21 protein-coding genes are annotated in these 19857 nt (G+C 66.1%); 6 read left to right on the top strand and 15 right to left on the bottom strand.

All coding sequences use genetic code 11. From position 1 onward, the window contains the following. The first annotated feature begins 118 nt into the window (after positions 1–118). Entirely contained in the window at positions 119–1060 is a 942-nt protein-coding gene (locus WBR68_RS23520) for a LysR family transcriptional regulator (RefSeq protein WP_050444782.1), read from the top strand. Between the two features lie 47 nt (positions 1061–1107). Here the strand turns inward: WBR68_RS23520 and WBR68_RS23525 are convergent, their stop codons facing one another. The 10 genes from WBR68_RS23525 to WBR68_RS23570 form a co-directional block, all read right to left on the bottom strand. Next, positions 1108–2091 (bottom strand): Bug family tripartite tricarboxylate transporter substrate binding protein, encoded by a 984-nt coding sequence (locus tag WBR68_RS23525; protein WP_230695401.1) that lies wholly within the window; start codon positions 2089–2091, stop codon positions 1108–1110. Positions 2092–2226: 135 nt separating this feature from the next. Beyond that, a complete protein-coding gene (hpaH, locus tag WBR68_RS23530) occupies positions 2227–3027 on the bottom strand; it encodes a 2-oxo-hept-4-ene-1,7-dioate hydratase (RefSeq protein WP_050444780.1) in 801 nt (266 codons plus the stop codon). Positions 3028–3077: 50 nt separating this feature from the next. Continuing rightward, positions 3078–3554: a nuclear transport factor 2 family protein gene (locus tag WBR68_RS23535; RefSeq protein ID WP_230695402.1), complete on the bottom strand. Its 477-nt coding sequence runs from the start codon at positions 3552–3554 to the stop codon at positions 3078–3080. Between the two features lie 17 nt (positions 3555–3571). Continuing rightward, a complete protein-coding gene (locus tag WBR68_RS23540) occupies positions 3572–4801 on the bottom strand; it encodes an NAD(P)/FAD-dependent oxidoreductase (RefSeq protein WP_230695403.1) in 1230 nt (409 codons plus the stop codon). Further along, positions 4798–5118 (bottom strand): non-heme iron oxygenase ferredoxin subunit, encoded by a 321-nt coding sequence (locus tag WBR68_RS23545; RefSeq protein ID WP_230695404.1) that lies wholly within the window; start codon positions 5116–5118, stop codon positions 4798–4800. The genes WBR68_RS23540 and WBR68_RS23545 overlap by 4 nt, the downstream gene beginning before the upstream one ends. 2 nt (positions 5119–5120) lie before the next feature. Continuing rightward, complete coding sequence (locus tag WBR68_RS23550) at positions 5121–6389, bottom strand: aromatic ring-hydroxylating dioxygenase subunit alpha (protein WP_050444776.1); 1269 nt, start codon at positions 6387–6389, stop codon at positions 5121–5123. 20 nt (positions 6390–6409) lie between these two features. After that, a complete protein-coding gene (locus WBR68_RS23555; protein WP_050444775.1) occupies positions 6410–6901 on the bottom strand; it encodes an aromatic-ring-hydroxylating dioxygenase subunit beta in 492 nt (163 codons plus the stop codon). A gap of 41 nt (positions 6902–6942) precedes the next feature. After that, the gene (locus tag WBR68_RS23560) at positions 6943–8043 is read right to left on the bottom strand and encodes a cupin domain-containing protein (protein WP_127184602.1); all 1101 of its coding nucleotides are present in this window, start codon (positions 8041–8043) and stop codon (positions 6943–6945) included. A gap of 78 nt (positions 8044–8121) precedes the next feature. Beyond that, positions 8122–9120, bottom strand: a complete 999-nt coding sequence (locus tag WBR68_RS23565) for an ornithine cyclodeaminase family protein (protein WP_230695405.1) — start codon at positions 9118–9120, stop codon at positions 8122–8124. Beyond that, positions 9113–9979: a fumarylacetoacetate hydrolase family protein gene (locus WBR68_RS23570; RefSeq protein WP_050444772.1), complete on the bottom strand. Its 867-nt coding sequence runs from the start codon at positions 9977–9979 to the stop codon at positions 9113–9115. The genes WBR68_RS23565 and WBR68_RS23570 overlap by 8 nt, the downstream gene beginning before the upstream one ends. Before the next feature lie 215 nt (positions 9980–10194). Between WBR68_RS23570 and WBR68_RS23575 the strand changes: the two genes are divergently transcribed. The 3 genes from WBR68_RS23575 (at position 10195) to WBR68_RS23585 (ending at position 12291) form a co-directional block, all read left to right on the top strand. Next, positions 10195–10926 carry a GntR family transcriptional regulator gene (locus WBR68_RS23575; protein ID WP_230695406.1) on the top strand — a complete coding sequence of 244 codons (732 nt, stop codon included), beginning with the start codon at positions 10195–10197 and terminating at the stop codon, positions 10924–10926. A gap of 98 nt (positions 10927–11024) precedes the next feature. Next, positions 11025–11564 (top strand): DUF421 domain-containing protein, encoded by a 540-nt coding sequence (locus WBR68_RS23580; RefSeq protein ID WP_050444770.1) that lies wholly within the window; start codon positions 11025–11027, stop codon positions 11562–11564. Positions 11565–11667: 103 nt separating this feature from the next. Further along, positions 11668–12291: a DUF4142 domain-containing protein gene (locus WBR68_RS23585; protein ID WP_230695407.1), complete on the top strand. Its 624-nt coding sequence runs from the start codon at positions 11668–11670 to the stop codon at positions 12289–12291. Between the two features lie 34 nt (positions 12292–12325). Here the strand turns inward: WBR68_RS23585 and WBR68_RS23590 are convergent, their stop codons facing one another. From WBR68_RS23590 to WBR68_RS23600, 3 genes are read right to left on the bottom strand one after another with little or no spacing between them, the layout of a single operon-like run. Next, entirely contained in the window at positions 12326–12736 is a 411-nt protein-coding gene (locus WBR68_RS23590; protein WP_050444768.1) for a hypothetical protein, read from the bottom strand. Between the two features lie 4 nt (positions 12737–12740). After that, positions 12741–15266, bottom strand: a complete 2526-nt coding sequence (locus WBR68_RS23595) for a cbb3-type cytochrome c oxidase subunit I (protein WP_230695441.1) — start codon at positions 15264–15266, stop codon at positions 12741–12743. Between the two features lie 53 nt (positions 15267–15319). Continuing rightward, on the bottom strand, positions 15320–16330 hold the full coding sequence (locus WBR68_RS23600) for a cytochrome c oxidase subunit II (RefSeq protein ID WP_230695408.1): 1011 nt from the start codon (positions 16328–16330) through the stop codon (positions 15320–15322). A 157-nt stretch (positions 16331–16487) separates the two neighbouring features. On the opposite strand from WBR68_RS23600, the gene WBR68_RS23605 reads away from it, so the two are divergent. After that, on the top strand, positions 16488–16910 hold the full coding sequence (locus WBR68_RS23605; protein ID WP_230695409.1) for a c-type cytochrome: 423 nt from the start codon (positions 16488–16490) through the stop codon (positions 16908–16910). Next, entirely contained in the window at positions 16907–17779 is an 873-nt protein-coding gene (locus tag WBR68_RS23610) for a c-type cytochrome (protein ID WP_230695410.1), read from the top strand. The genes WBR68_RS23605 and WBR68_RS23610 overlap by 4 nt, the downstream gene beginning before the upstream one ends. A gap of 75 nt (positions 17780–17854) precedes the next feature. Here the strand turns inward: WBR68_RS23610 and WBR68_RS23615 are convergent, their stop codons facing one another. Beyond that, complete coding sequence (locus WBR68_RS23615) at positions 17855–18724, bottom strand: symmetrical bis(5'-nucleosyl)-tetraphosphatase (RefSeq protein ID WP_050444765.1); 870 nt, start codon at positions 18722–18724, stop codon at positions 17855–17857. Positions 18725–18821: 97 nt separating this feature from the next. Continuing rightward, a complete protein-coding gene (locus WBR68_RS23620; RefSeq protein ID WP_050444764.1) occupies positions 18822–19667 on the bottom strand; it encodes a BON domain-containing protein in 846 nt (281 codons plus the stop codon). Between the last annotated feature and the right edge of the window lie 190 nt (positions 19668–19857).

Raw genomic sequence — 19857 nt, forward strand, 5'->3', positions numbered from 1 at the left:
TCGATGCATGCGCTTTTGTAATGGGTTATACCCTTGTCGCCAGCCTGCCCTATGGAAGACGCGGGCGGGCCGGGTTGGCGTCCCTGCGTGTGTTCTCCTCTCTTTCGGGTTTCTCCCTATGCGATTGAACCGTTTGCAAGCCCTGCGCGCCGTCCTGGAAACCGGAAGCGTGACCGAGGCCTCGCGCCGCGTCCACCGAACCCAGCCGCAGATCAGCCGGCTGATATCGGCGCTGGAAGAGGAAGTGGGTTTTTCGCTGTTCCTACGCCAGGGACGCGGCCTGATTCCCACGCAGGAGTGCCTGCGCTTCTACGAAGGCAGCCGGCATATCCTGGCGGGTTTTGATGAGGTGTCGCGCATTGCCGATTCCATCCGCAATCAGCAAGACGCCTGGTTGCGCATCCTGACGCAGCCCTACTTCGCCTATAGCGTGACGCCCCGCGCCATTGCGGAGTTCTCGCGCAGCCACCCGCGCGTTCGGATATCGCTGGAAGTGCGCTCGCGCGTGGATGTGGGCTTGTGGATGTCGGGACAGCAATTCGACCTGGGGCTGGCGGCGCTGCCCATCGACTTTCCGGGTATCCGCTCGCGCCCCTTCGCCGACGTGCGGCTGGTGATCGCCATGCCGCAAGGCCATCGCCTGGCCGCCAACGCCGTGCTGACGCCGGAAGACATCAAGGACGAACCCTTTATTGCGCTGCGCCCGTTTACCCTGCTGCGGCAGCGTACCGACGATTTGATGGAGAAATACCGCTTGCCTTTGCGCTTGGTGATGGAGACGTCATCGGGGCAGTCCGCGTGCCAGTTGGCGGCGTTGGGCGTGGGGATTGCGTTGGCGGATCCGATTCTGGCGGCCAATGTGCCGGGTATTGTGCTGCGAGACTTTGAACCCCGGCTAAGCATTCCTTACGGGTTTTTACTGCCCAGCAGCTATGCGCCGTCGGAACAGGCGCGCGAATTCGCGCGCCTGTTCGTCCGCATTGTTAAAGAGACCGCGCCGGACAGGGTGCAATTGCTTGCGTCGTCACTCGCGGATGACGACGATGGGCTGCTGGACTGAAGCCGTCGGAGGCCGGTCCCACGCGCCTGTCCGCCGCCAGGCGCTTCTTAATCAATCGCCGCGCCCGCGGTTTTCACGACCTTGCCCAGGCGGGTGTATTCCTCGGCGCCAAAGTCCTTCAAGGTCTGGCGCGTGGTGGGCGACGGGATGGCGCCGCGCGACTCCAGCGTCTTCTTCACATCGGGCCGTTGCAGGGCCTTGTTGACGGCGGCGTTCAGCTTGTCCAGCACGGCGGGCGGTGTGCCCTTCGGCGCGTACAGGCCGTCCCAGGCGAAGAACTCGTAACCCTTCACGCCGGCTTCGTTCATCGTGGGTATGTCGGGGTTGGACGCCACGCGCTCGGGCGTGGTGACGGCCAGCGCGCGCAGTTTGCCGGCGGCGATCTGGCCCGACACATTGGGCATGACATCGATCAGGAACGAGATGCGTCCGCCCAACAGGTCGGTCATGGCCGCGCCGCCGCCCTTGTAGGGGATGTGCATGACCTGGATGCCCGCCATCTGCTTCAGCAATTCACAGGCCAGATGCGACGACGTGCCATTGCCGGCAGAGCCGCAGGTCAGTTCGCCGGGGTGGGATTTGGCGTAGGCCAGCAGTTGGTCCAGCGACTTGAAGCGGTCGTCGGTGCCGTTCACGACCAGGGCCGCGGCAATGACGGTAAAGCGCGAAATCGGCTCGAAGTCGCTGGGTTTGTAGCCGGGTGATTTATACAGCCAGTGGTTGGTGGCCTGCGTGCCGTTGGTGCCATAAGACAGTGTGTAGCCGTCCGGGTTGGCGCGCGCCGCAATGGACGTGCCGATGTTGCCGCCCGCGCCGGGGCGGTTTTCCACGATGATGGATTGGCCCAGTTCGCGCGACAGGGGCTCGGCCATCAGCCGCGCCAGCGTATCGCCGCCGCCGCCCGCCGCAAACGGCACCACCAGCGTGATGGCGTGGGTGGGCCAGTCGGCTTGTTGCGCCAGCACGCCAGCGGATGGCAGCGCGGCGCTGGCGGCAGTGGCCAGGCAAATCAAGGTCTTGGATAGTTTCATGCTTGTCTCCTGTGGGGATAGTGTGCGCGCGCCCGCTTGGGTTGTAGGTGTATCGGGCGCGTGTTTTTTTTGCGAGCGTTGGGGGTCGTGGATGTGCGAGGTCAGGGTTCGGGATTCGGGTCGCGGTTGGGGGAATCAGACGAAGCGGCAGCTCACCGAGCCCAGTGGGCCGTAGTCCACGTGGAAGGTGTCGCCGGCCTGGGCAAAGACGGGCCGGGTGAACGAGCCGCCCAGAATGATCTGGCCGGCTTCCAGGGTCACGTCGTGTTCCGCCAGCTTGTTGGCCAGCCACACGACACCGTTCGCCGGGTGGTTCAGCACGCCCGCCGCCAGGCCGGTTTCTTCGATGACGGCGTTGCGCGACATCATCGCGCCCACCCAGCGCAGATCCATATCGCCCACGCGCACCGGGCGCCCGCCCATCACCACGCCGGCATTGGCGGCGTTGTCGGCAATGGTGTCGAACACCTTGCGCGGGCGTTTGGACTCGGGGTCGATCTGGTGCGAGCGGGCGTCGATGATTTCAAGCGCGGGAATCACGTAGCGCACGGCGTCCAGCACGTCAAAGAGCGTCACGCCGGGGCCGCGCAGCGGGCGGTCCAGGATGAAGGCCAGCTCGACTTCCACGCGCGGCACGATGAAGCGATCACGCGGGATCTCGGCGCCGTCGGCAAACAGCATGTCGTCCAGCAGCGCGCCGTAATCGGGTTCATCGATCTGTGACGACAACTGCATGGCGCGCGAGGTCAGCCCGATCTTATGGCCCACCAGGCGGCGGCCCGACGCAATCTTGTGCGCGACCCAGGCGCGCTGGATGGCGTAGGCGTCGGCGATGGTGATGTCGGGATGGTCCAGCGACAGTTGCCGCACCTGCGTGCGGCGCTGCTCGGCCTCATCCAGCCGCAGCGCCAGTGTTTTTATGGTGGTGGCGTCCATTGATGTCTCCTTGGGGGTGAGTTTTTTGTGTTTCCGGTGGGCGTTGCCGGTCACTCGGGCGGCAGATGGCGGCGGCTGCTTTTGTCGGCCAGGCGCCAACCGTCTTGCGTGGCGACCAACACGTCGCGGCATTCGCGGATGGAAACCAGGCGGGGCGCCCCACCCTGCTCGTGCGGCACGCTGTCGTAGGCGGTCAGGAAATAGCCGACCGTGGCGCGAGATGGGTTGCCGTTTGGCCTGCGCTCCGTGTCGCCCGCAGGGCCGCTCGCTTGCTCGACCGCCTCCAGGCGCAGGTTGGTGATGACATGGCAGGTGCTGCGTTCAGGCGCGCGTGCGTTCAGCGCGGCCAGCACTTCTTGCGGGCCGCATAGCCGCTTGCCCTGGCGCATCCAGACGCCCTCCGGCGCCATCAGGGCGGCGGCGGCGGCGTGCCGGCGGGTGTCCAGCGCATGAAAAAACGTCAGCACCACCGCTTCGCAAGCGGCCTTGGTCTGGTCGGCGTACAGGGCTTCTGAAGCATGTTCCATGGTTGTGTCGTGCCTCCTTAATTGATTTGGGCCTTGGCCAGCGGCACGTCTGGCCGCTCTAGCAATGCCGGGTCCACCACCGCGCGTTGCGCGATCCATTTGCGCAGTTGACGCAAGTCTCGCGCGGCGTTGACGGCCACACCGGCCACGACGCGCCCGCTGGCGTCCAGCGCCACCGACAGCAAGGCACGGGCATCCGCCTGCGGACGCAGCACTTCGCTGGCCGCCAGCGCGGGAAAGCCCACGATCTGCACCATGGCGTCGTACTGCTCGGACCAGACCGCGCCGCTGGGCAGATACGGCGTCGTCTCGCCCAGCGCGCACAGCGCCGCCGCCGTGCCCTGGTCTTGCGCGTTCTGCCACGATTCCAGGCGCACCGCGCCGCCGGCGTCGGCATGCACCGACACGGCGACGTCGCCCGCGGCATACACGTCCGGCGCGGACGTGCGGCAAAACTCATCGACCAGCACGCCGCGCTGGCAGGCAATGCCCGCCTCGCGCGCCAGCGTGTCGTTGGCTTGCAGGCCCACGCCCAGCACCACGGCATGCGCCGCGATCCGGGTGCCGTCGGCCAGCTCGGCCACGGGCCGCCCGTCTTCTTGCGCATGGACCGCAAGCAGGCTGGCGCCCAGTCTTAGCTCCACCCCCGCCGCCGCATGCAGGGCAGCCAGGTGCGCGGATACGCCGGGTAGCACGCTACGGGCGCACAGCCGGTCGGCCTGTTCCAGCACGGTGACCCGGGTGCCGGCCTGGCGCGCGGTGGCGGCCACTTCCAACCCGATCCAGCCGCCGCCCACAATCAGCACATGCTTGTCCGGACCCAACTGGGCGCGCAGGCGCAATGCGTCGTCGCGGGTACGCAGCACGTAGACACCGGCGTGGTCGATGCCCGGCAACGGCGGCACGACCGGGCGGCCACCCATGCACAGAATCAGTTTGTCGTAGGCGATTGACGCGCCATCGGACGTGTCCACCTTTTTGTCGGCCAATCGCAAGCGCGTGGCCGCCACGCCTGGATGAAACGTCACGTTCAACGACGCCAGCCGCTCGGCCGAAAACAGTTCGGTGCTTTCCGGCGGCGCGTGGCCGCCTAGCACGGCCTTGCTCAAGGGCGGGCGTTCATAGGGCGCGTGCGGCTCGTCGCCCAGCAGCACCACGCGGCCGGCGTAGCCGCGTTCGCGCAGGGTGGCGGCGGCCCAGCCGCCCGCCTGCCCCGCGCCCACGATGACGATCGCGTCCGAGTTCACGCGGCTTCCGCCTTCAGGTAGATGGTGTCGGTCTCGACCCGCACCTCGTAGCGGCGCAGGTCGGTCGTGACCGGCGGGCATTGCGGCTTGCCGGTGCGGATGTCGAACACGCCCTGGTGCAAGGGGCATTCGATGGTGCCGTCTTCCAGGTAGCCATCGGCCAGGCTGGCGTTGCCGTGCGGGCAGCGGTCCTGGGTGGCGCAGATGTCGTCGGGCAGCTTGTACAGGCAGACGGCCTCGCCTTCATGCACGACGCGCAGCGTGCCGGTGTCGGGTGAAATGTCCGCCACCAGCGCAACGGGTTTCCAGGTGTCCATGATTACAACCCCATCGCCTTGCGGTAATAGTCATAGAACGACCGGATCAGCACTTCGGTCACCATGTAGTCGGCCGGTTCGGTGTCGCGGCCGCCCATTTCCACGATGCCGCGCGCCTCGGGGTAGCCGGTCACGCCGATCTGCACCTGGTTCAGCATTTCGCTGTCGTCCATCGACACGAAGCCGGCCGGGCCCAGCAGGTTGGCGTGCTTCAAGCGCAGCCGGGTCATTTCTTCATCGTCGTCCTCGTAGCCGTAATAGGTAAAGACCAGTTCGTGCTCGGTGGGGCTGCGCGGAATGACGTGGCGGGTTTTCAGGGAATTGGCCTGGATGCCGAACTGCGCGGCCGGGAAGACCCAGGCGCCACCCACGCGGCCCCGGTTGAACTCGGCGCGCGGGGTCACGGTTTCCAGATCCAGCAATTCCAAGTCGTCACGGAAGCGGCTCATTTCCGTGGTGGCCTCGGTCTTCTTCTTGCCTTCGTTGTGCGAGACCATCACGCTGTGCGCGCCGCCGCCCGTGGGAATGCATTCCGACTTCGAATCCGCGCGCCACAGGCCGAAGGTGATGTAGAAGGTGTGCAGCAAGGTGGCGTGGTACGGGTCCTTCAGGTTTTCCAGGTACATCTTCCAGTTGCTGGGGATCAACTGGCGGCTGTAGCCCAGCAGCTTGAGCGGCTTGCCCGGCAGCATGTGATCAATTTCGGCCAGCACTTCCGGGCCGCAATAGTCTTCAAAGCTGGGCGCTTCTTCGGAAAACGTGGCCCAGATGGAGCCGCCCCGGTTCACGCTGCGCAGCTTGCGGATGCCGTTCTGCTTGGGATCGAAATCGCGCGGCATGCCGCCCTTGCCCATGGCGCCGCGCCGAAACGGCACGCCTTGCAGGTTGCCGTGCAGGTCGTAATTCCATTGGTGATACGGGCAGGTGAAGTCGGTGACGCGGCCGGTGTTCTGCCAGCAGATCTGCGCGCCGCGATGCGCGCAGCGGTTTTCCAGCACGTTCACGTCGCCGGTTTCGGTGCGCACCATGATGACCGGGCGGTTGCCGATCCAGTTGCGCTTGTAGCTGCCGGTTTCGGGCACTTCGCATTCCAGGCCCACGTAGTTCCAGGTCTGGCCGGCGAAGAACACGTCCATTTCCTTTTGGAAGATGGCGGGGTCGGTGTAGACCCAGTTGGGGATGCGCGTATAGCCCTCTTTGGGCCAGCGGCGTTCAAGATGGATGGGGGCCGTGGCGGGCGTGTCCAGCACGGCGGAATCGGAACAGGTCATGGCTTTTCCTTCAAGCAGATTCAGATGGGCACGATCAGCGACGTGCGCACGCGGTAGTTGTCGTACACGCAGTCGCGGCGGCTGATGGCCAGGCCGTCGGGGGTGACGCGCAGCACGTCCAGATAGCGGCCCACCATGTTCAGGCTGGGCTCGCGGTCGGACAGCGACTCCATGATGGCGAAGTTGGCTTGCGACACGATGTGGTCGCCCTGCACTTCCATCACGCGCACGCCGCTGATGAAGTGGCGCAGCGAACGCGGTTCGAACATGGTGGTTTCGCGCAGCGCGGTCACGCGGTCGCGCACCATGTTCTTGTTCATGCAATAGATCAGGCCCAGCGGCAGGCCGGCGTCGTGGTTCTCGCGGGACAGCACGCGGTAGTGGCAGTCTTCGGTGAAGAAGTCGGGCCACTCTTCCAGCCGCCCCTCGTCCAGGCAAAAGGCGTAGTCGTCGTAGAAGTCGCGCAGTTGCGCGCGCAGGGCCGGGGCGTCGGTCAGGTCGGTCAAGGTCATGGTGGGTCCGGAGTTCGTTTCGGGTATCGGCGCGGCTTGCTTCAGGACGCGGCCGCCAACTGCGCGCGGTTGCTTTCAAAACCGCTCTGGCTGCCCAGCGCCAGAATGGGTTCCTGCATGCGCTCCTGCCAGATCAGCGATTCCATGGCGATTTGCAGCGGGTGGTCTTGCACCGTCAGCGCGGACGTGGTTTCAGTGCCGGAATGGTGCGAATGCATGGCCCAGCCGGGCGCGGACAGGATCAGGTCGCCTGCCTTCCAGTCCAACCGCACGCCGTTGACCTTGCTGTAGCCGTTGCCGCGCAGGTAATAGTTGATGGCCGACGAGCTGTGCCGGTGCGGCACGTGGTGGTTGTCCGGCGGCGACGACGAAATGGTGGCGAAGAAGCTGTGGGTGGTGCCGATGCGGCGTTCGGTGGCCGGGTTGTACAGCACGAACAGGCGGCGGCCGTTGTAGCCGCGCGCCATGTCTTCCACGGTGGGCAGGTAGCGCGACACCGCCTGCCAGGGCCAATGCAGCGCCTTGGATTCCAGCACGTCAATGTCGATCAGCCATTCATAGCCCATCAGCCACGCGCCCTCGGGCGTGATCTGTTCGCGCAGCGCCAGGTCGCGCGAACGCGCGGCGTCGGGCGCGCGCGGCGGCACGGGCTTGGTGTTGGCGTCGGCGGGCGGCACGTCGCCGTCGAACTCTTCCACGTAATGGATTTCCAGCTTTTCCAGCAAGGGCGCGTTCGAATACGACAAGCGCACCCAGGGCGTCTTGCCTTCGTTGCGGTACGAATGCACCTGCATGGCGGGGGTGTTCCAGACGTCCCAATGGCCCACGCGGATGTCGCGGCCGGCCACGGTGGCCACGCCCTCGCCGCTGATACAGATCTCCAGCATGTTGGAGTTCTTGCGCAGGTTGTAGGTGCGTTCGCCGGGGTTGACCACGTTGATGGTCACGTCGGTGCCCGGCGCCAGGCCCAACCCGGGCGCGGTGGCTTCGGGGTGCGTGATGAGCGAGGCGCGGCGGCCGTTGTCGGGCCGGGGCGCGTCAATCAGCCGCGCGATTTCCAGATCGATGTCCTCTTTCGGGATCACGATGGACGGCCATTTGTTTTGTTCGCGGGGGCTGGCCCCGCTGACGTCGACGAACATGCTTGTCTCCTCTTGCTTCCGGCGCTTGCCGAATGTCTTGTTGAACGTTGTTTGGACTCAGTGATCTGGCTTCAGACTTCAGGGCTGCGACAGCAGCAGGTTTTCGCGGGTCTGCGGCGGCAGCGCCACGCCCAGCCCGTGGTCGCGGGCGTGCTCGTACACCACGCGCGCCATCGCCAGGTCAGACAGGCCCATGCCCATGCCCTTGAAGATCGTCAGCCGGGCGTCGTCCGGGCGCGATTCGCCGGCCGCCAGCAATTGGCCCAGCACCGACACGCCCTGCCACGGCGCGCCATCGGCGCCATAGCGTTCACGCAATTCGCGCGAGCCCTTGCGAGCGTTTTCCAGGTCGTCCACCACCACGCGGTCGGCCAGGCTGAATACGTCTTGCGCGAATTCCGCCTTGGCGGGCAGGATGGCGCCCACGGCGTTCAGGTGCCGACAGTTGGCCAGCATGGCCGCGTCCACGAAGGGTTCGACGGCGCGCGTGATCAGCGTGACGATCTCGGCGTCGGCCAGTGCGTGTTCCAGGCTGGGAGACGCCTGGATATCAAAGGCGTACTTGCCCGCCACGCTGGCCACGAAGGCCTGGCGCTTTTCCGGCGTGGGGCTGTAGACCCGCACCTGGCGCAAGGGGCGCACCGCCGCCAGCGCCGCCAGTTGCGTGACGGCTTGCGGGCCCGTGCCGATCAATGCGGCGCGGGTGGCGTCGGCCGGCGCCAGGGTGCGCGTGGCCACGCCGCTGATCGCCGCCGTGCGCAACATGCCCAGCGCGCGCGCTTCGATAATGGCGCGCAGCGTGCCCGTTGCCCCATCAAACAGGCTGAACAGCGACCCGCCGCCCGCCTTGGTGTGCACCCAGGTCTTGAAACCCGCGTAGCCGCCCGGCCCCGTCTGCACGGAACCCAATGCATGCATTGAGCTGCCGTCGCCCCAGGTGGCCAGCGTCTTGGGCAGGTTGCGCGCTTCTTCGCGCGCCTGCGCCACCAGCATGTCTTGCAGCGCGTCGATGGCGCGCTGGATGTTCAGTGCCGAGACCACGTCCCGTTCCGTCAGATACCGCAGCGCCTCAGCCATGCGCGTCTCCTTGTTGGCGGGCGGGTTCGTCCGCCACCGTATTGACCAGCGTGCCGATGCCGGGGATGTCGACTTCCAGCGTGTCGCCCGCCACCATGAAGCGCGGCGGCTTGCGGCTGGACCCCACGCCTTCGGGGGTGCCGGTGGCGATGATGTCGCCCGGCGACAGCGGCGTGAACGCGCTGATGTAGGCGATGAGTTCGGGAATGGGAAAGATCAGGTCGGACACGTCGCCCTGCTGCATCAGCTCGCCATTCAGGCGCGAGATGACCTGCAGGCGCGCGGGGTCGCCCACTTCGTCAGCGGTGACCAGCCAGGGGCCAATGGCGCCGCTGCGCTCGAAGTTCTTGCCGGGCGTGACTTGCGCGTTGTGCTTTTGGAAGTCGCGCACCGAGTTTTCGGCCATACAGGTGTAGCCCGCCACGTGCGCCAGTGCGTCTTGCGCGGCAATGTGGCGCCCGCCCCGGCCGATCACCACCGCCAGTTCGCCTTCGTAGTCGAAACGGTCTGACGCGCGCGGCTTCCAGACGGCTTCGCGATGGCCCACCACGCTGTCGGCAAAGCGCGCAAACAGCGATGGGTGCGCCGGCAGGTCGCGGCCGGCCTCGGCCACGTGCCGACCGTAGTTCAGGCCCACGCAAAGGATCTTGCGCGGCGCTGGCACGGGCGGCAGCCATTGCAGGCCGGCCAAGGGCCTACAGGGCATGCCGTCGGCGCGGGCCGCGCCGGCGATCTCGTCCACGCCCGCTTCCAGGCCGGCGATGACGTCGGGCCATACGTGGGTCAACACCACGACGTCGCTGTCTCGCACGACGCCCCAGGCGTTACGCCCGGCTTCCACGAAGCTGATCAGCTTCATTCCTGTCTCCTGTGCTTGCGGCCATAAAGCATGCATCTGGTGATTCCGTTGCATGCATTCGGGGGCTTATTTGCCTTCCTACCGCTGTTTTTCCGAATTATTGCATGCAATTTTGATCAATCGCAAGGCCCGTTCGTGTTTTTATTGACCGATTGCATGCAATTTTCTAGGTACACTGGAGCCCCTTTCAGACACGTTTCAGCCGACGCCCTGCTATGGCCGCACAGATCGATAAAGTGATTTCCGAACTTCGGGACATGGTGCTTTCGGGCGTTTTGCAACCGGGGGAACGGGTCGTGGAACTGCAGTTTTCGGCCCGCCTGGGCGTGTCGCGCACGCCGCTGCGCATTGCGCTGACCGAATTGGAAAAGGAAGGCCTGCTGGAACGCCTGCCGTCGCGCGGGTTCCGGGTGCGGGCGTTCACCGTGGATGAAATTGGCGATGCGGTGGATGTGCGCGGCGTGCTGGAAGGCATGGCGGCGCGGCTGCTGGCCGAGCGCGGCGCCACACCCGAGGTGTTGGAACAACTGTCGCAAGCCGTGGAAGAAGGACGCACGTTGTTGGCGCCCGCGCGGCGCGACCCGAACACCACGGTGGATGCGCGTGCCTGGGGCCAGATCAACCGCCGGTTTCATGAAATTCTGTGCGAAGCGGCGGGCAACCGCGCGCTGCTGTCCGCGCTGGAACACAACAACAAGACCCCGCTGGCGGGGCCCGCCGCGCTGACGCTGCCGTCTACCCCTTCTCTCCTGGAAACGCCCTTTGTGCTGCGCGCGCAGGCCGATCACGAAGACCTGCTGCGCGCCATCACCCGGCGTGAAGCGGTGCGCGCGGAAAACCTGATGCGCGAACACGCTTACCGCAGCCGCGAAAACAAGCGGGTGTTGCTGGAATCGCTGCGCGGAAAGCTGTCGGCGCAACCGCTGTTGGCTGACCACAGCGCCTAGCAATAAGACGTCCGAACGGGTCCAAAACCGCCCGGGCACGGCGGTTGCTGCGTGCTGGCTGACGCCGCACGTTGGCGGCACCTTCCAAGGTTGCCAAGATGCCCGACATTGCCGAAATTTTTGCGTTGCAGGCCGGATTTGCCGAGATGTTCATCCGCGGCACCACCATGTACTGGGTGCTGTACGCGCTGCTGCGCCTGGCGGGCAGGCGCGATCTGGGTTCGTTGGGAGTCGCCGACCTGTTGGTGCTGGTCTTGGTGGCCGACGCGGGCGGCAATGCCATGTCGGGTGACTCGTATTCGATGGGCGACGGCATCATCGTGGTCACCACCATCGTGGGATGGAGCTTCCTGCTGGACCGGGTGGTGTATTACGTGCCCGCATTGCAGCGGTTTCTGGAGCCGCAACGCATCTGCCTGGTACGTAATGGCCGCATCATCGTGTCAGGCTTGAGAAGCGAACACATCAGCCGTGGCGAATTGATGGAACAGCTGCGGCTCAAGGGCGTGGGAAACCTGGCTAAGGTGAAACGCGCGTACCTGGAATCCACGGGCGAATTCAGCATCATCAGCGCCGACGAAGATATCCCCCCTGCCCATTCCACGTTGGAAGAAGACAAGGACCCCGACCCCTGCTGAGCTCGGCGGCATCTTCCTAGGAACGCGGATTGCTGGGGTATGCGTGGATCAAAGCTATCCATGTGTAATCAACGGCGCACCGCGCCACTCTTGGGAGACGTACATGAAAACTCGCACCCTGACTGCCGCCCTGCTTTCGGTGTCCGTGCTTGGCGCCGGCAATTTCGCCGTGGCGCAACAAACCGCTCCGACCACAACTCCTTCCACGGGCGCACCCGCTTCGCCCACTACGCCCGCCCCCGGCGCGCCCGCCGGCCAGATGGCGGCCGAGTCCAAGCTGGACAGCAACGACCGCGACTTTATTGAAAATGCCGCGCAGTCCGGGCATATGGAAGTCGAAGGCAGCAAGATGGCCTTGGAAAAGTCGCAGAACGCCGAGGTGAAGAAGTTCGCGCAGCAGATGATCGACGACCACACCAAGGCCGGCCAACGATTGGCGAGCCTGGCCAAGAGCAAGGGCGTTGAAGCCCCCACCGAACCGTCGTTGATGCAGAAAGCCAAGCTGAAGACGCTGGGCCTGCGCGATGAGGGGTTTGACGAGGCCTATGCCGAAGGCGTGGGCGTGTCGGCCCACGAAGATGCCGTGAAGCTGTTTGAACAAGCGTCAAACGAGGTCAAGGACCCCGAGTTGAAGCAGTTCGCCACGGAAACGCTGCCCAAGCTGCGGCAGCACTTGGAGATGGCCAAGACGCTGGAGCAAAGCGTAAAGAACGCCAAGCCGAAGTAAGCATTGGCGGCAAGCAAAGGCTGGACGGCCCGCACTAGCCGCAGGCCGCCACCAGAAAGACCGGCACGGTCTGCCAGATGACCGCCAGGGCCGACAGCAAGCACAGCGCAGCGGTCAGCCAGACGTGGAAGCCGTCCAGGCCCCACTCCCTGACCCGCCTGGCTTGCCGCGCGGCGATAAGGGCCATGGCGGCCAAGGCCAGCGCCGTGCCGGCAAGTATCAACCACGATGACAGCGGCAGGCCCAATGCGGCCATGGCCAACGTAGAGCGTGGCCGCGCGCAGCCCAAGGCATTGACGATGTAGATGGCCAGGAAGTGCACCATCCAGATGGCCGGGCCGGCGATCAGGAACAAGAGATCGGTTCCGAATGGCGTCTTCTTCGTCTTCGTGGTGTTTCCGGTGTCCCCGGTGTTTGTGGCGTCGACCGCTTTGATGTTTTTCATGGCGCTACCCCGTCATCCGGGGAAAGGCGTGTACCAACCCCAGCCCCAACAAACCCTGCGCAACGGTGTAATGCCACATCATCATGGTGGTGTCGTAGCAGGCGCGCCGGGTATAAGACAGCCTGCCCGCCACCGAGCGCGACACGGTGAATACGCCCATGGTGCCGGCGATCAGCGCAAAGAAACCCTGCAAGCCGGCGATGGCGTAGACGGCAGCCGTATAAGCCGACGCCTGAGGCCGCAAGCCCTGGGTCCAGTGCCCGTGCAATTGCACCGCGGACGCCGCCATCAACAACGCCACGCCAAGCAAGATGCCGACCCGAACACGGCCCTGCTGCCCGTGGCGCAACCAGTTGCCGCAGCAGGCAATCAGCACACTGGCTCCCAGCAATAGACCGGCCGACAGCACGGCGCCACCGGGCGCGGCAAGGTCGGCCACCCGGGGCCAGACCTCGGGCGACGTCGTCCACAAAAACAGATACGCGAAACACAGCGAACCAAAGATGCTGGTGCAGACGATCACCAACAGCACCATGGCCCAGCCGTAATGGGACGCCATGCCGGAACACGCCATGGGCAGGCGCAGCCCCGCCCCGATGTCAACGGGCGAATGGTCGGGGCCGGTGTCGGCGTCCCACAGCCATCGCCATATCGACACTACCGCCAGCACCCCGCAGGCGCCCGCCAGCGCATGCATCTTGAAGGTCAGCAACAGGAAAAAGCCCGCCGTGCCCAAGGCCGCCAACAGCGGCGCCCAGCCCGGACCGGGCAGCGGCAACACATAGTCAGGCTGCGCTTGCGTGGCGCTGGTCACCAGCGTAGAACGCTGGCCCGCCGGGGCGTTGGGCAGGAAGTAGCGGCCAGCGGCGACGTCGCGCGCCAGCCCGGGTTGGTCCCACAAGGGTTCCCGTGAACTTACCCAGGGAATGCTGCGCAGGCCGTAGCGGCCATTGGGCAGCCATTCCAGCGTGCCCGCGTTCCACACGTTGCCAACGCCCTGGCCGCTGCCGGGCCGGAAGTTGCGCGCCAGGTCCCACAAAAACACCAGCACGCCGGCCGCGATCAGGTAGGAACCCACGGTGGACACCATGTTCAACAGTCCCCAGCCCTGGCTTTCGGCATAGGTGTATACGCGCCGGGGCATGCCGGCCAGGCCGGTGAAATGCATGGGAAAGAACGCCACGTTGAAGCCCACGAACATCAGCCAGAACGCCCAGCGCCCCAGCCGTTCGGACAAGGCGCGCCTGCTGATCAGCGGCGCCCAGTAATAGAACGCCGCGAACAGCGGGAACACCATGCCGCCGAACAGCACGTAATGCAGGTGGGCCACGATGAAGTACGTGTCGTGCGCCTGCAAGTCGAACGGAATGACGGCCACCATCACGCCGGTCAGCCCGCCCAGCACAAAGATGAAGAAGAAGCCAAGAATGAACAGCATGGGCGATTTCAAGGGGCGCAGGCGCACTGCCGCCGCAATGGTGGCGATCCACGCGAAGACCTGGATGGCGGTGGGTACCGACACCGCCATGCTGGCCGCCGACGCAAAGCTCAAGGACAAGGACGGAATGCCGGTGGCGAACATGTGATGCACCCACAGGCCAAAGCTCAGGAACGCGGTGCCCACCACGGCCATCACCACCAGGCGGTAACCCACCAGCGGCACGCCCGTCATGGCGGGAATCATCATGGACACCATGCCGGCGGCCGGCAGGAAGATGATGTAGACCTCGGGGTGGCCAAAGAACCAGAACAGGTGCTGCCACAGCAAGGGGTCACCGCCGCGCTGCGTGATGAAGAACGGCATGTCGAAGGCGCGTTCCAGCTCCAGCAAGGCGGTGGCGACGATGACGGCGGGAAAGGCAATGATGACCATGCCGCAGAACACCAACATGACCCAGGCGAATATCGGCATCTTGTCCAACGTCATGCCGGGCGCGCGGGTGCGCAGGATGCCCACGGCAAGCTCGATGGCGCCCGCGATGGCGGAAATTTCGATGAAACCGATGCCCAGCAGCCACAGGTCGGCATTCATGGCGGGCGAAAACTGCGTACTGGTCAGCGGCGGATACATGAACCAGCCGCCGTCGGGCGCGAGCCCCACGAAGATGCTGCAGAAGAACACCAGCCCGCCCACCGCGTACGCCCAATAGGCATAGGCCGACAGCCGGGGAAACGGCAGGTCGCGCGCGCCCAGCATGTTGGGCAGCAGCAGCACGGCCACGGCTTCCACTGCCGGCACGGCAAACAGAAACATCATCACCGTGCCGTGCATGGTGAATAGCTGGTTGTAAAGCGCGTGGCCGATCAAGTGGCTGTCGGGCGCGGCCAACTGCGTGCGCATCAGCAGCGCCAGGACGCCCGCCAGAAGAAAAAACAGAAAGGCGGTGCCGATGTACAGCAGTCCGATGGAGGTGTTGTTGACCACCGTCAGCGCGCGCCAGCCGGTCGGCGCCTTCCACACGCGTTGTAGTTCGTCGAATTCGCTGTCGGGACGCGGCGCCGGGTTGGGCAGCTTGGGCGACAGCAGCACGCCCGGCTCGGGCGCGGGGGGCGTGGCGGTGCCGGGGGACGTGACGTCGTCGCTCACTTCAGGCTTTCCAGGTAGTGGGCCACGGCGCGCAGATCCTCGCCCGGCAGTTGATCAAAGGACGGCATGGGGTTGCCGGGCTTGATGTGCTGGCTGCCGGCGATCCAGCCCGCCAGCGCGCCGACATTGTTGGGCAGCACGCCCGCCGCCAGGGACAAGCGGCTGCCTACGTGCGTCAGGTCCGGTCCCTGCGTGCCGGCCGCCGACGTGCCGCGCACGGTGTGGCATTGGGCGCAAGCCTGCTGGAACAGACGCGCGCCCTGGCGCAGCGTGGGGCCGGCGTCGGACAGCGCGGGCGCGGCCGGCTGCGCTTGCGCGCTCCGCCAGGCCTGGAATGCGTCAGGCGCCATGGCCTGCACGTCGAACTTCATATTGGCGTGCTGCGCGCCGCAATACTCCGCGCATTGACCGGTGTACCTGCCCGCCCCCAGCGCGCGCACGCGCAGGCGGTTGACGTGGCCGGGAATCATGTCCAGCTTGCCGCCCAGTTCGGGTATCCAGAAACTGTGAATGACGTTGTCAGACTTCAGCACGAATTCCACCCATTCCCCGGCCGGTATGCGGATGTCGTTGGCGGTTTCGAACACGGGCTTGCCCGCTGCATCCAGATAGCGCACCCGCCACCACCAGAGCTCGCCGGTGACCTCGATGCGGGTAGCCGCCGTCGCCCCCGCGCGCGCCATGGACGACGCCGTGCTCAACACGTACACCAGCAACGCGGTCAGGGCCACCACGGGAAAGGCGATGCCCGCGCCCACGATCAGCGACGGACGCGACAAGCGCCGTCGCAACGACATGGGGCCGAACAGGGCCACGGCGATCAACGCGGCCACGGCCAGGAATATCACCGTAGCGCCAATGAACAGCACGCTGCTGATGTCGGCCACACCGCTCGCGCCCTCGCCTGCTGGCGGGGCGGGCAGGATGGCAGGCGCACGTTCGGCCGAAGCCGGCAGCACGGCGGCAAGCGCGTAGGAAGGAGTGGCGGCCATGTCGGCCGTCAGCATGTGGCGTGCCTGAAAGACGGTGCCCGGAGCACTGGGCGGCCAGGCATGACAGGAACATAGAACAAAGAGCAAAAAGCAGATCGCTGGGAACCTGGAACAGGAATTAAAGACCAGGGAACAAGACTTGCTGAGCCGCCCGGTCTGGAGGTGAAACCCCGTGCGTACCGCTGCCCGACCCGTTTTCATGCTGTTTGGCGCCGCCACGCTGTCATTGCTGGCCGCGTGTGGCGACGAGCGGCCGGCGCTTGCGCCGAACCTGACGGCCGCCGCCCTGCCCGAGCGGGCCGACGCTGTCCGAGGCAGGCAGTGGATTTCGGAATATGGCTGCCTGGCCTGCCACGCCGTGCCCTCGATACGGGGGCCGGCTTCGTCGGTTGGGCCGCCCCTGGGCAATGTGGGGCGGCAAGCCTATCTGACTGGCCTGCTGCCCAACACCCCCCAAAATCTGGTCCGCTGGCTGATGGACCCGCCCGCCATCAATGCGCGCACCGCCATGCCAAACGTGGGCTTGAGCCAAGCCGAGGCCGAGGACATCGCCGCTTTTCTGTTGTCCCTGCCCGAGTCGCCGGAGCCATCATGAGACGTTGGAAACGTATCGCCGCGTGGTTGCTTGCCGCCCTGGCCGCGTCCGGCGCGGCGCTGGGCACGGCGGTCATTTATTTCGGGTGGTACGACGTCAGCGCCACTGGCCCGCATACCGTGCCGGTTCATGTGTTGCTGGACGTGGCGCTGACACGGTCGGTCAAGGTGCGCTCGGCCGACATCGACGTGCCAGATCTGGACGACGCTTCGCGCATTCAGCGCGGCAACGCCTTGTACCGCGCCCATTGCGTGCAATGCCATGGCGCGCCTGGCCTGGCGCCGGAACCCTACGCGCTGGGCCTGAACCCGGCGCCCGCAGCGCTGGTGGGCACGGCCCGAGAGCGCCCCGCGGCCGAGATATTCTGGATTACCCGGCACGGCATCAAAATGACAGGCATGCCCGCCTGGCAGTACCGGCTGACGGACGCGCAGATCTGGGACGTGGTGGCCTTCATGCGGGTGCTGCCCACGCTGTCCCCCGAGCAATATCGCGAGGGGGGAAACGACGCGCCGCGCGCGGCTCCATCCGAGGCTCAGTCAGAAGGGCCTTCCGAGGCTCCCTCCGAAGCCATGCGCTTGGGCGACGCCATGGCCGGGCGGGACGCGCTGCAGCAGTACCTGTGCGTGACCTGTCACGCCATTCCCGGCGTGCCCGGCGCCCGCCACCACGTCGGCCCGTCGCTGGCCGGCATGGCGGATCGTTCCCGCATCGCCGGCGTAGTGCCCAACACGCCCGACAACATGCAGAAATGGCTGCTGGACCCGAGGCAGATCAAGCCGGGCTCGGCCATGCCCAACTTGGGGCTGCGCGAACAAGACGCGCGCGACATCGCCGCCTTCTTGCAGACGCTTTCGAACCTTGACTAGGCCACATCCGTCGCCAGTGAGCTAGCCCAGGCCAGCGCCGCCGGGCCTGGGCATGCATGGGCCAGCGCCACGGCACTAGGCATGGGCCAACGCGTCGGCAGCGCTGGCAGGCAGCGCGTCCAGCCCCACTTGCAGCAGCTTGCGGTCGCGCAGCCGCAAGGCCGTCAGCACGCCGCCCGTGACGCAGCCGGTGTCCAGACAGGCCACATCCCGGCGCACCAACAAGCCCAGGGTGGCCCAATGCCCGAACAGGATGGGCGTGTCCGTGCAGCGCCGTTCGGGCACGTCGAACCAGGGCAAGGTGCCTTGCGGCCAGTGACCGGGCGTGGCGCGGGCGCCCAGCGCCATGGCGCCATCGCGTGTGCACAGCCGCATGCGGGTAAAGGCGCCCACGATGAAACGCAGCCGCTGCGCGTCATGCAGCTTGGCGCTCCAGGCGCGCGGCGAACCGCCGTGCAAGGCGTGCATCGTGTCGCGCCAATGTTCGCCGCGCAATGCGTGCTCGGCCTCTTGCGCCAGGGACTTGGCGGTGGCGGTATCCCATTGGGGGTGGATGCCGGCATGCGTCAGCACATGGCCAGCCTCGATATGCATCAACGGCTGCCTGCGCAGCCAGTCCAGAAGATCGTCCACATCGGGCGAGTTGAACAGATCGCCAAGCGTGTCCCGCCTGCCGGGGCGCATGCTGCCCGCCGCGATTGCCAGCGCCCGCAGATCGTGATTGCCCAGCACCACGGTGGCGCGAGTACCCAACGCCCTAACGCGGCGCAGCGTCGCGGCGGACGCCGGGCCACGGTTGATCAGGTCCCCGACGAACCACAAACGGCATTCAGGTTCGTCCGCGATCTCGGGACGCGCCAGCAGCGCGTCCAGAAAATCCGCGCAACCATGCACGTCGCCAATCGCCCAGATTGACGGGGCGCGCGGTGATGGTGGCTGATCCATGTGTGGCCCCTGCTTCGTGTCATATCAGGCGAAATCGCCCTCGCCCGGCATGATGGGGCCGTCCGCGGGCTTGGAGGCGGCGCTCATGGCGTACCGGCTATTCCCGACCGCCGCCAATGGCGGTGTTGCCGGCCTGTGGCGTGCTGGATCCCTTGCCCGCAACCCGGATGCGATTGTCCACGTCCTGTACGCCCGCGCAGGCATCGGTGCAGTCTTCGATGCGATGCTTGGTGCGGCGGTCGGGCGCGGTGCCTTCCAGCGTTACCCGGCCGTCGGCCACGCTGACCGACACGTCGCTGACGTCCAGGCCGCTGTGCGCCAGGTATTCGCAGACGTTTTCACGCACGCGTTCGTCGGACCGCGTATAGCCCTTGGGGTCCGTCCGCACCGAGCCCCGGTCGCGCCAGGCGGTAGGCCCGCGGTTGTAGCCGCCGCGTTCCGCGGTTTCAAACGACATGCCAAGTTCGTCGCCCCCTCGTGGGCGGTCGCCGTAATAGCCTCCTTCTTCGTCGCCGTAGGACGTGGGGCCGGAATAGGACGGGTTGCGCGAACCATAAACTTGTTCGCGCTGATAGGACGGGTCTTCGTTGCGAAAACCGCCATAGCTGCTTTGGCCGGGGTCGGCGCTGCGGCTGCGCAGGCCGCCCCGGGTTTCGCGCGTGCCGGGGCCCGGGCGATTGCCTTCCCCTTGGTAGCCGAAGGACGGCGCGGGATCGTGCCAGGGTTCCTGGTCGCCCATGTTGCGGGCTTGGCGCCGTTCGGAATCGGCATCGCGATGGGAGGCGTCCCGATAAGGGTCGCGGGAGGGATCGCGATAGAAATTGCCGCCGGCGCGTCCGCGTTGATGGGCCTGCCGATGCGGGTCACCCCGCCCGGCGTCGCCGCCGGGATCACGTTCAAAGTCGTCGTCGTAGCGGGGCGAGTACCTGGGGTCACGGTTCATTGCGTGTCTCCTGTGTAGAGTGGACCTGCCTTGTACGCAGCAAGTCGTGTGCCGCCGATGCGGGCCGGGCCATGAACGGGATGCATGGGCGCGCGGCGGGCAACGTCCGGCACTTCTTACAACGGCGGTAATAAGTAGCAGGTCGCCCCGCCAGCCGTGCATCGTAGGATGGGTGAAGCGCGAGATACCC

This window comes from Achromobacter sp. JD-1 (assembly GCF_038594925.1).
Taxonomy (GTDB): domain Bacteria; phylum Pseudomonadota; class Gammaproteobacteria; order Burkholderiales; family Burkholderiaceae_B; genus Achromobacter; species Achromobacter spanius_C.

What these genes read in the sequence shown, in the direction of transcription:
- WBR68_RS23520 (WP_050444782.1), top strand. Translation starts at nt 119, where the DNA reads ATGCGATTGAACCGTTTGCAAGCCCTGCGCGCCGTCCTGGAAACCGGA.
- WBR68_RS23525 (WP_230695401.1), bottom strand. Translation starts at nt 2,091, where the DNA reads ATGAAACTATCCAAGACCTTGATTTGCCTGGCCACTGCCGCCAGCGCC.
- hpaH (WP_050444780.1), bottom strand. Translation starts at nt 3,027, where the DNA reads ATGGACGCCACCACCATAAAAACACTGGCGCTGCGGCTGGATGAGGCC.
- WBR68_RS23535 (WP_230695402.1), bottom strand. Translation starts at nt 3,554, where the DNA reads ATGGAACATGCTTCAGAAGCCCTGTACGCCGACCAGACCAAGGCCGCT.
- WBR68_RS23545 (WP_230695404.1), bottom strand. Translation starts at nt 5,118, where the DNA reads ATGGACACCTGGAAACCCGTTGCGCTGGTGGCGGACATTTCACCCGAC.
- WBR68_RS23550 (WP_050444776.1), bottom strand. Translation starts at nt 6,389, where the DNA reads ATGACCTGTTCCGATTCCGCCGTGCTGGACACGCCCGCCACGGCCCCC.
- WBR68_RS23555 (WP_050444775.1), bottom strand. Translation starts at nt 6,901, where the DNA reads ATGACCTTGACCGACCTGACCGACGCCCCGGCCCTGCGCGCGCAACTG.
- WBR68_RS23560 (WP_127184602.1), bottom strand. Translation starts at nt 8,043, where the DNA reads ATGTTCGTCGACGTCAGCGGGGCCAGCCCCCGCGAACAAAACAAATGG.
- WBR68_RS23565 (WP_230695405.1), bottom strand. Translation starts at nt 9,120, where the DNA reads ATGGCTGAGGCGCTGCGGTATCTGACGGAACGGGACGTGGTCTCGGCA.
- WBR68_RS23570 (WP_050444772.1), bottom strand. Translation starts at nt 9,979, where the DNA reads ATGAAGCTGATCAGCTTCGTGGAAGCCGGGCGTAACGCCTGGGGCGTC.
- WBR68_RS23575 (WP_230695406.1), top strand. Translation starts at nt 10,195, where the DNA reads ATGGCCGCACAGATCGATAAAGTGATTTCCGAACTTCGGGACATGGTG.
- WBR68_RS23580 (WP_050444770.1), top strand. Translation starts at nt 11,025, where the DNA reads ATGCCCGACATTGCCGAAATTTTTGCGTTGCAGGCCGGATTTGCCGAG.
- WBR68_RS23585 (WP_230695407.1), top strand. Translation starts at nt 11,668, where the DNA reads ATGAAAACTCGCACCCTGACTGCCGCCCTGCTTTCGGTGTCCGTGCTT.
- WBR68_RS23590 (WP_050444768.1), bottom strand. Translation starts at nt 12,736, where the DNA reads ATGAAAAACATCAAAGCGGTCGACGCCACAAACACCGGGGACACCGGA.
- WBR68_RS23600 (WP_230695408.1), bottom strand. Translation starts at nt 16,330, where the DNA reads ATGCTGACGGCCGACATGGCCGCCACTCCTTCCTACGCGCTTGCCGCC.
- WBR68_RS23610 (WP_230695410.1), top strand. Translation starts at nt 16,907, where the DNA reads ATGAGACGTTGGAAACGTATCGCCGCGTGGTTGCTTGCCGCCCTGGCC.
- WBR68_RS23615 (WP_050444765.1), bottom strand. Translation starts at nt 18,724, where the DNA reads ATGGATCAGCCACCATCACCGCGCGCCCCGTCAATCTGGGCGATTGGC.
- WBR68_RS23620 (WP_050444764.1), bottom strand. Translation starts at nt 19,667, where the DNA reads ATGAACCGTGACCCCAGGTACTCGCCCCGCTACGACGACGACTTTGAA.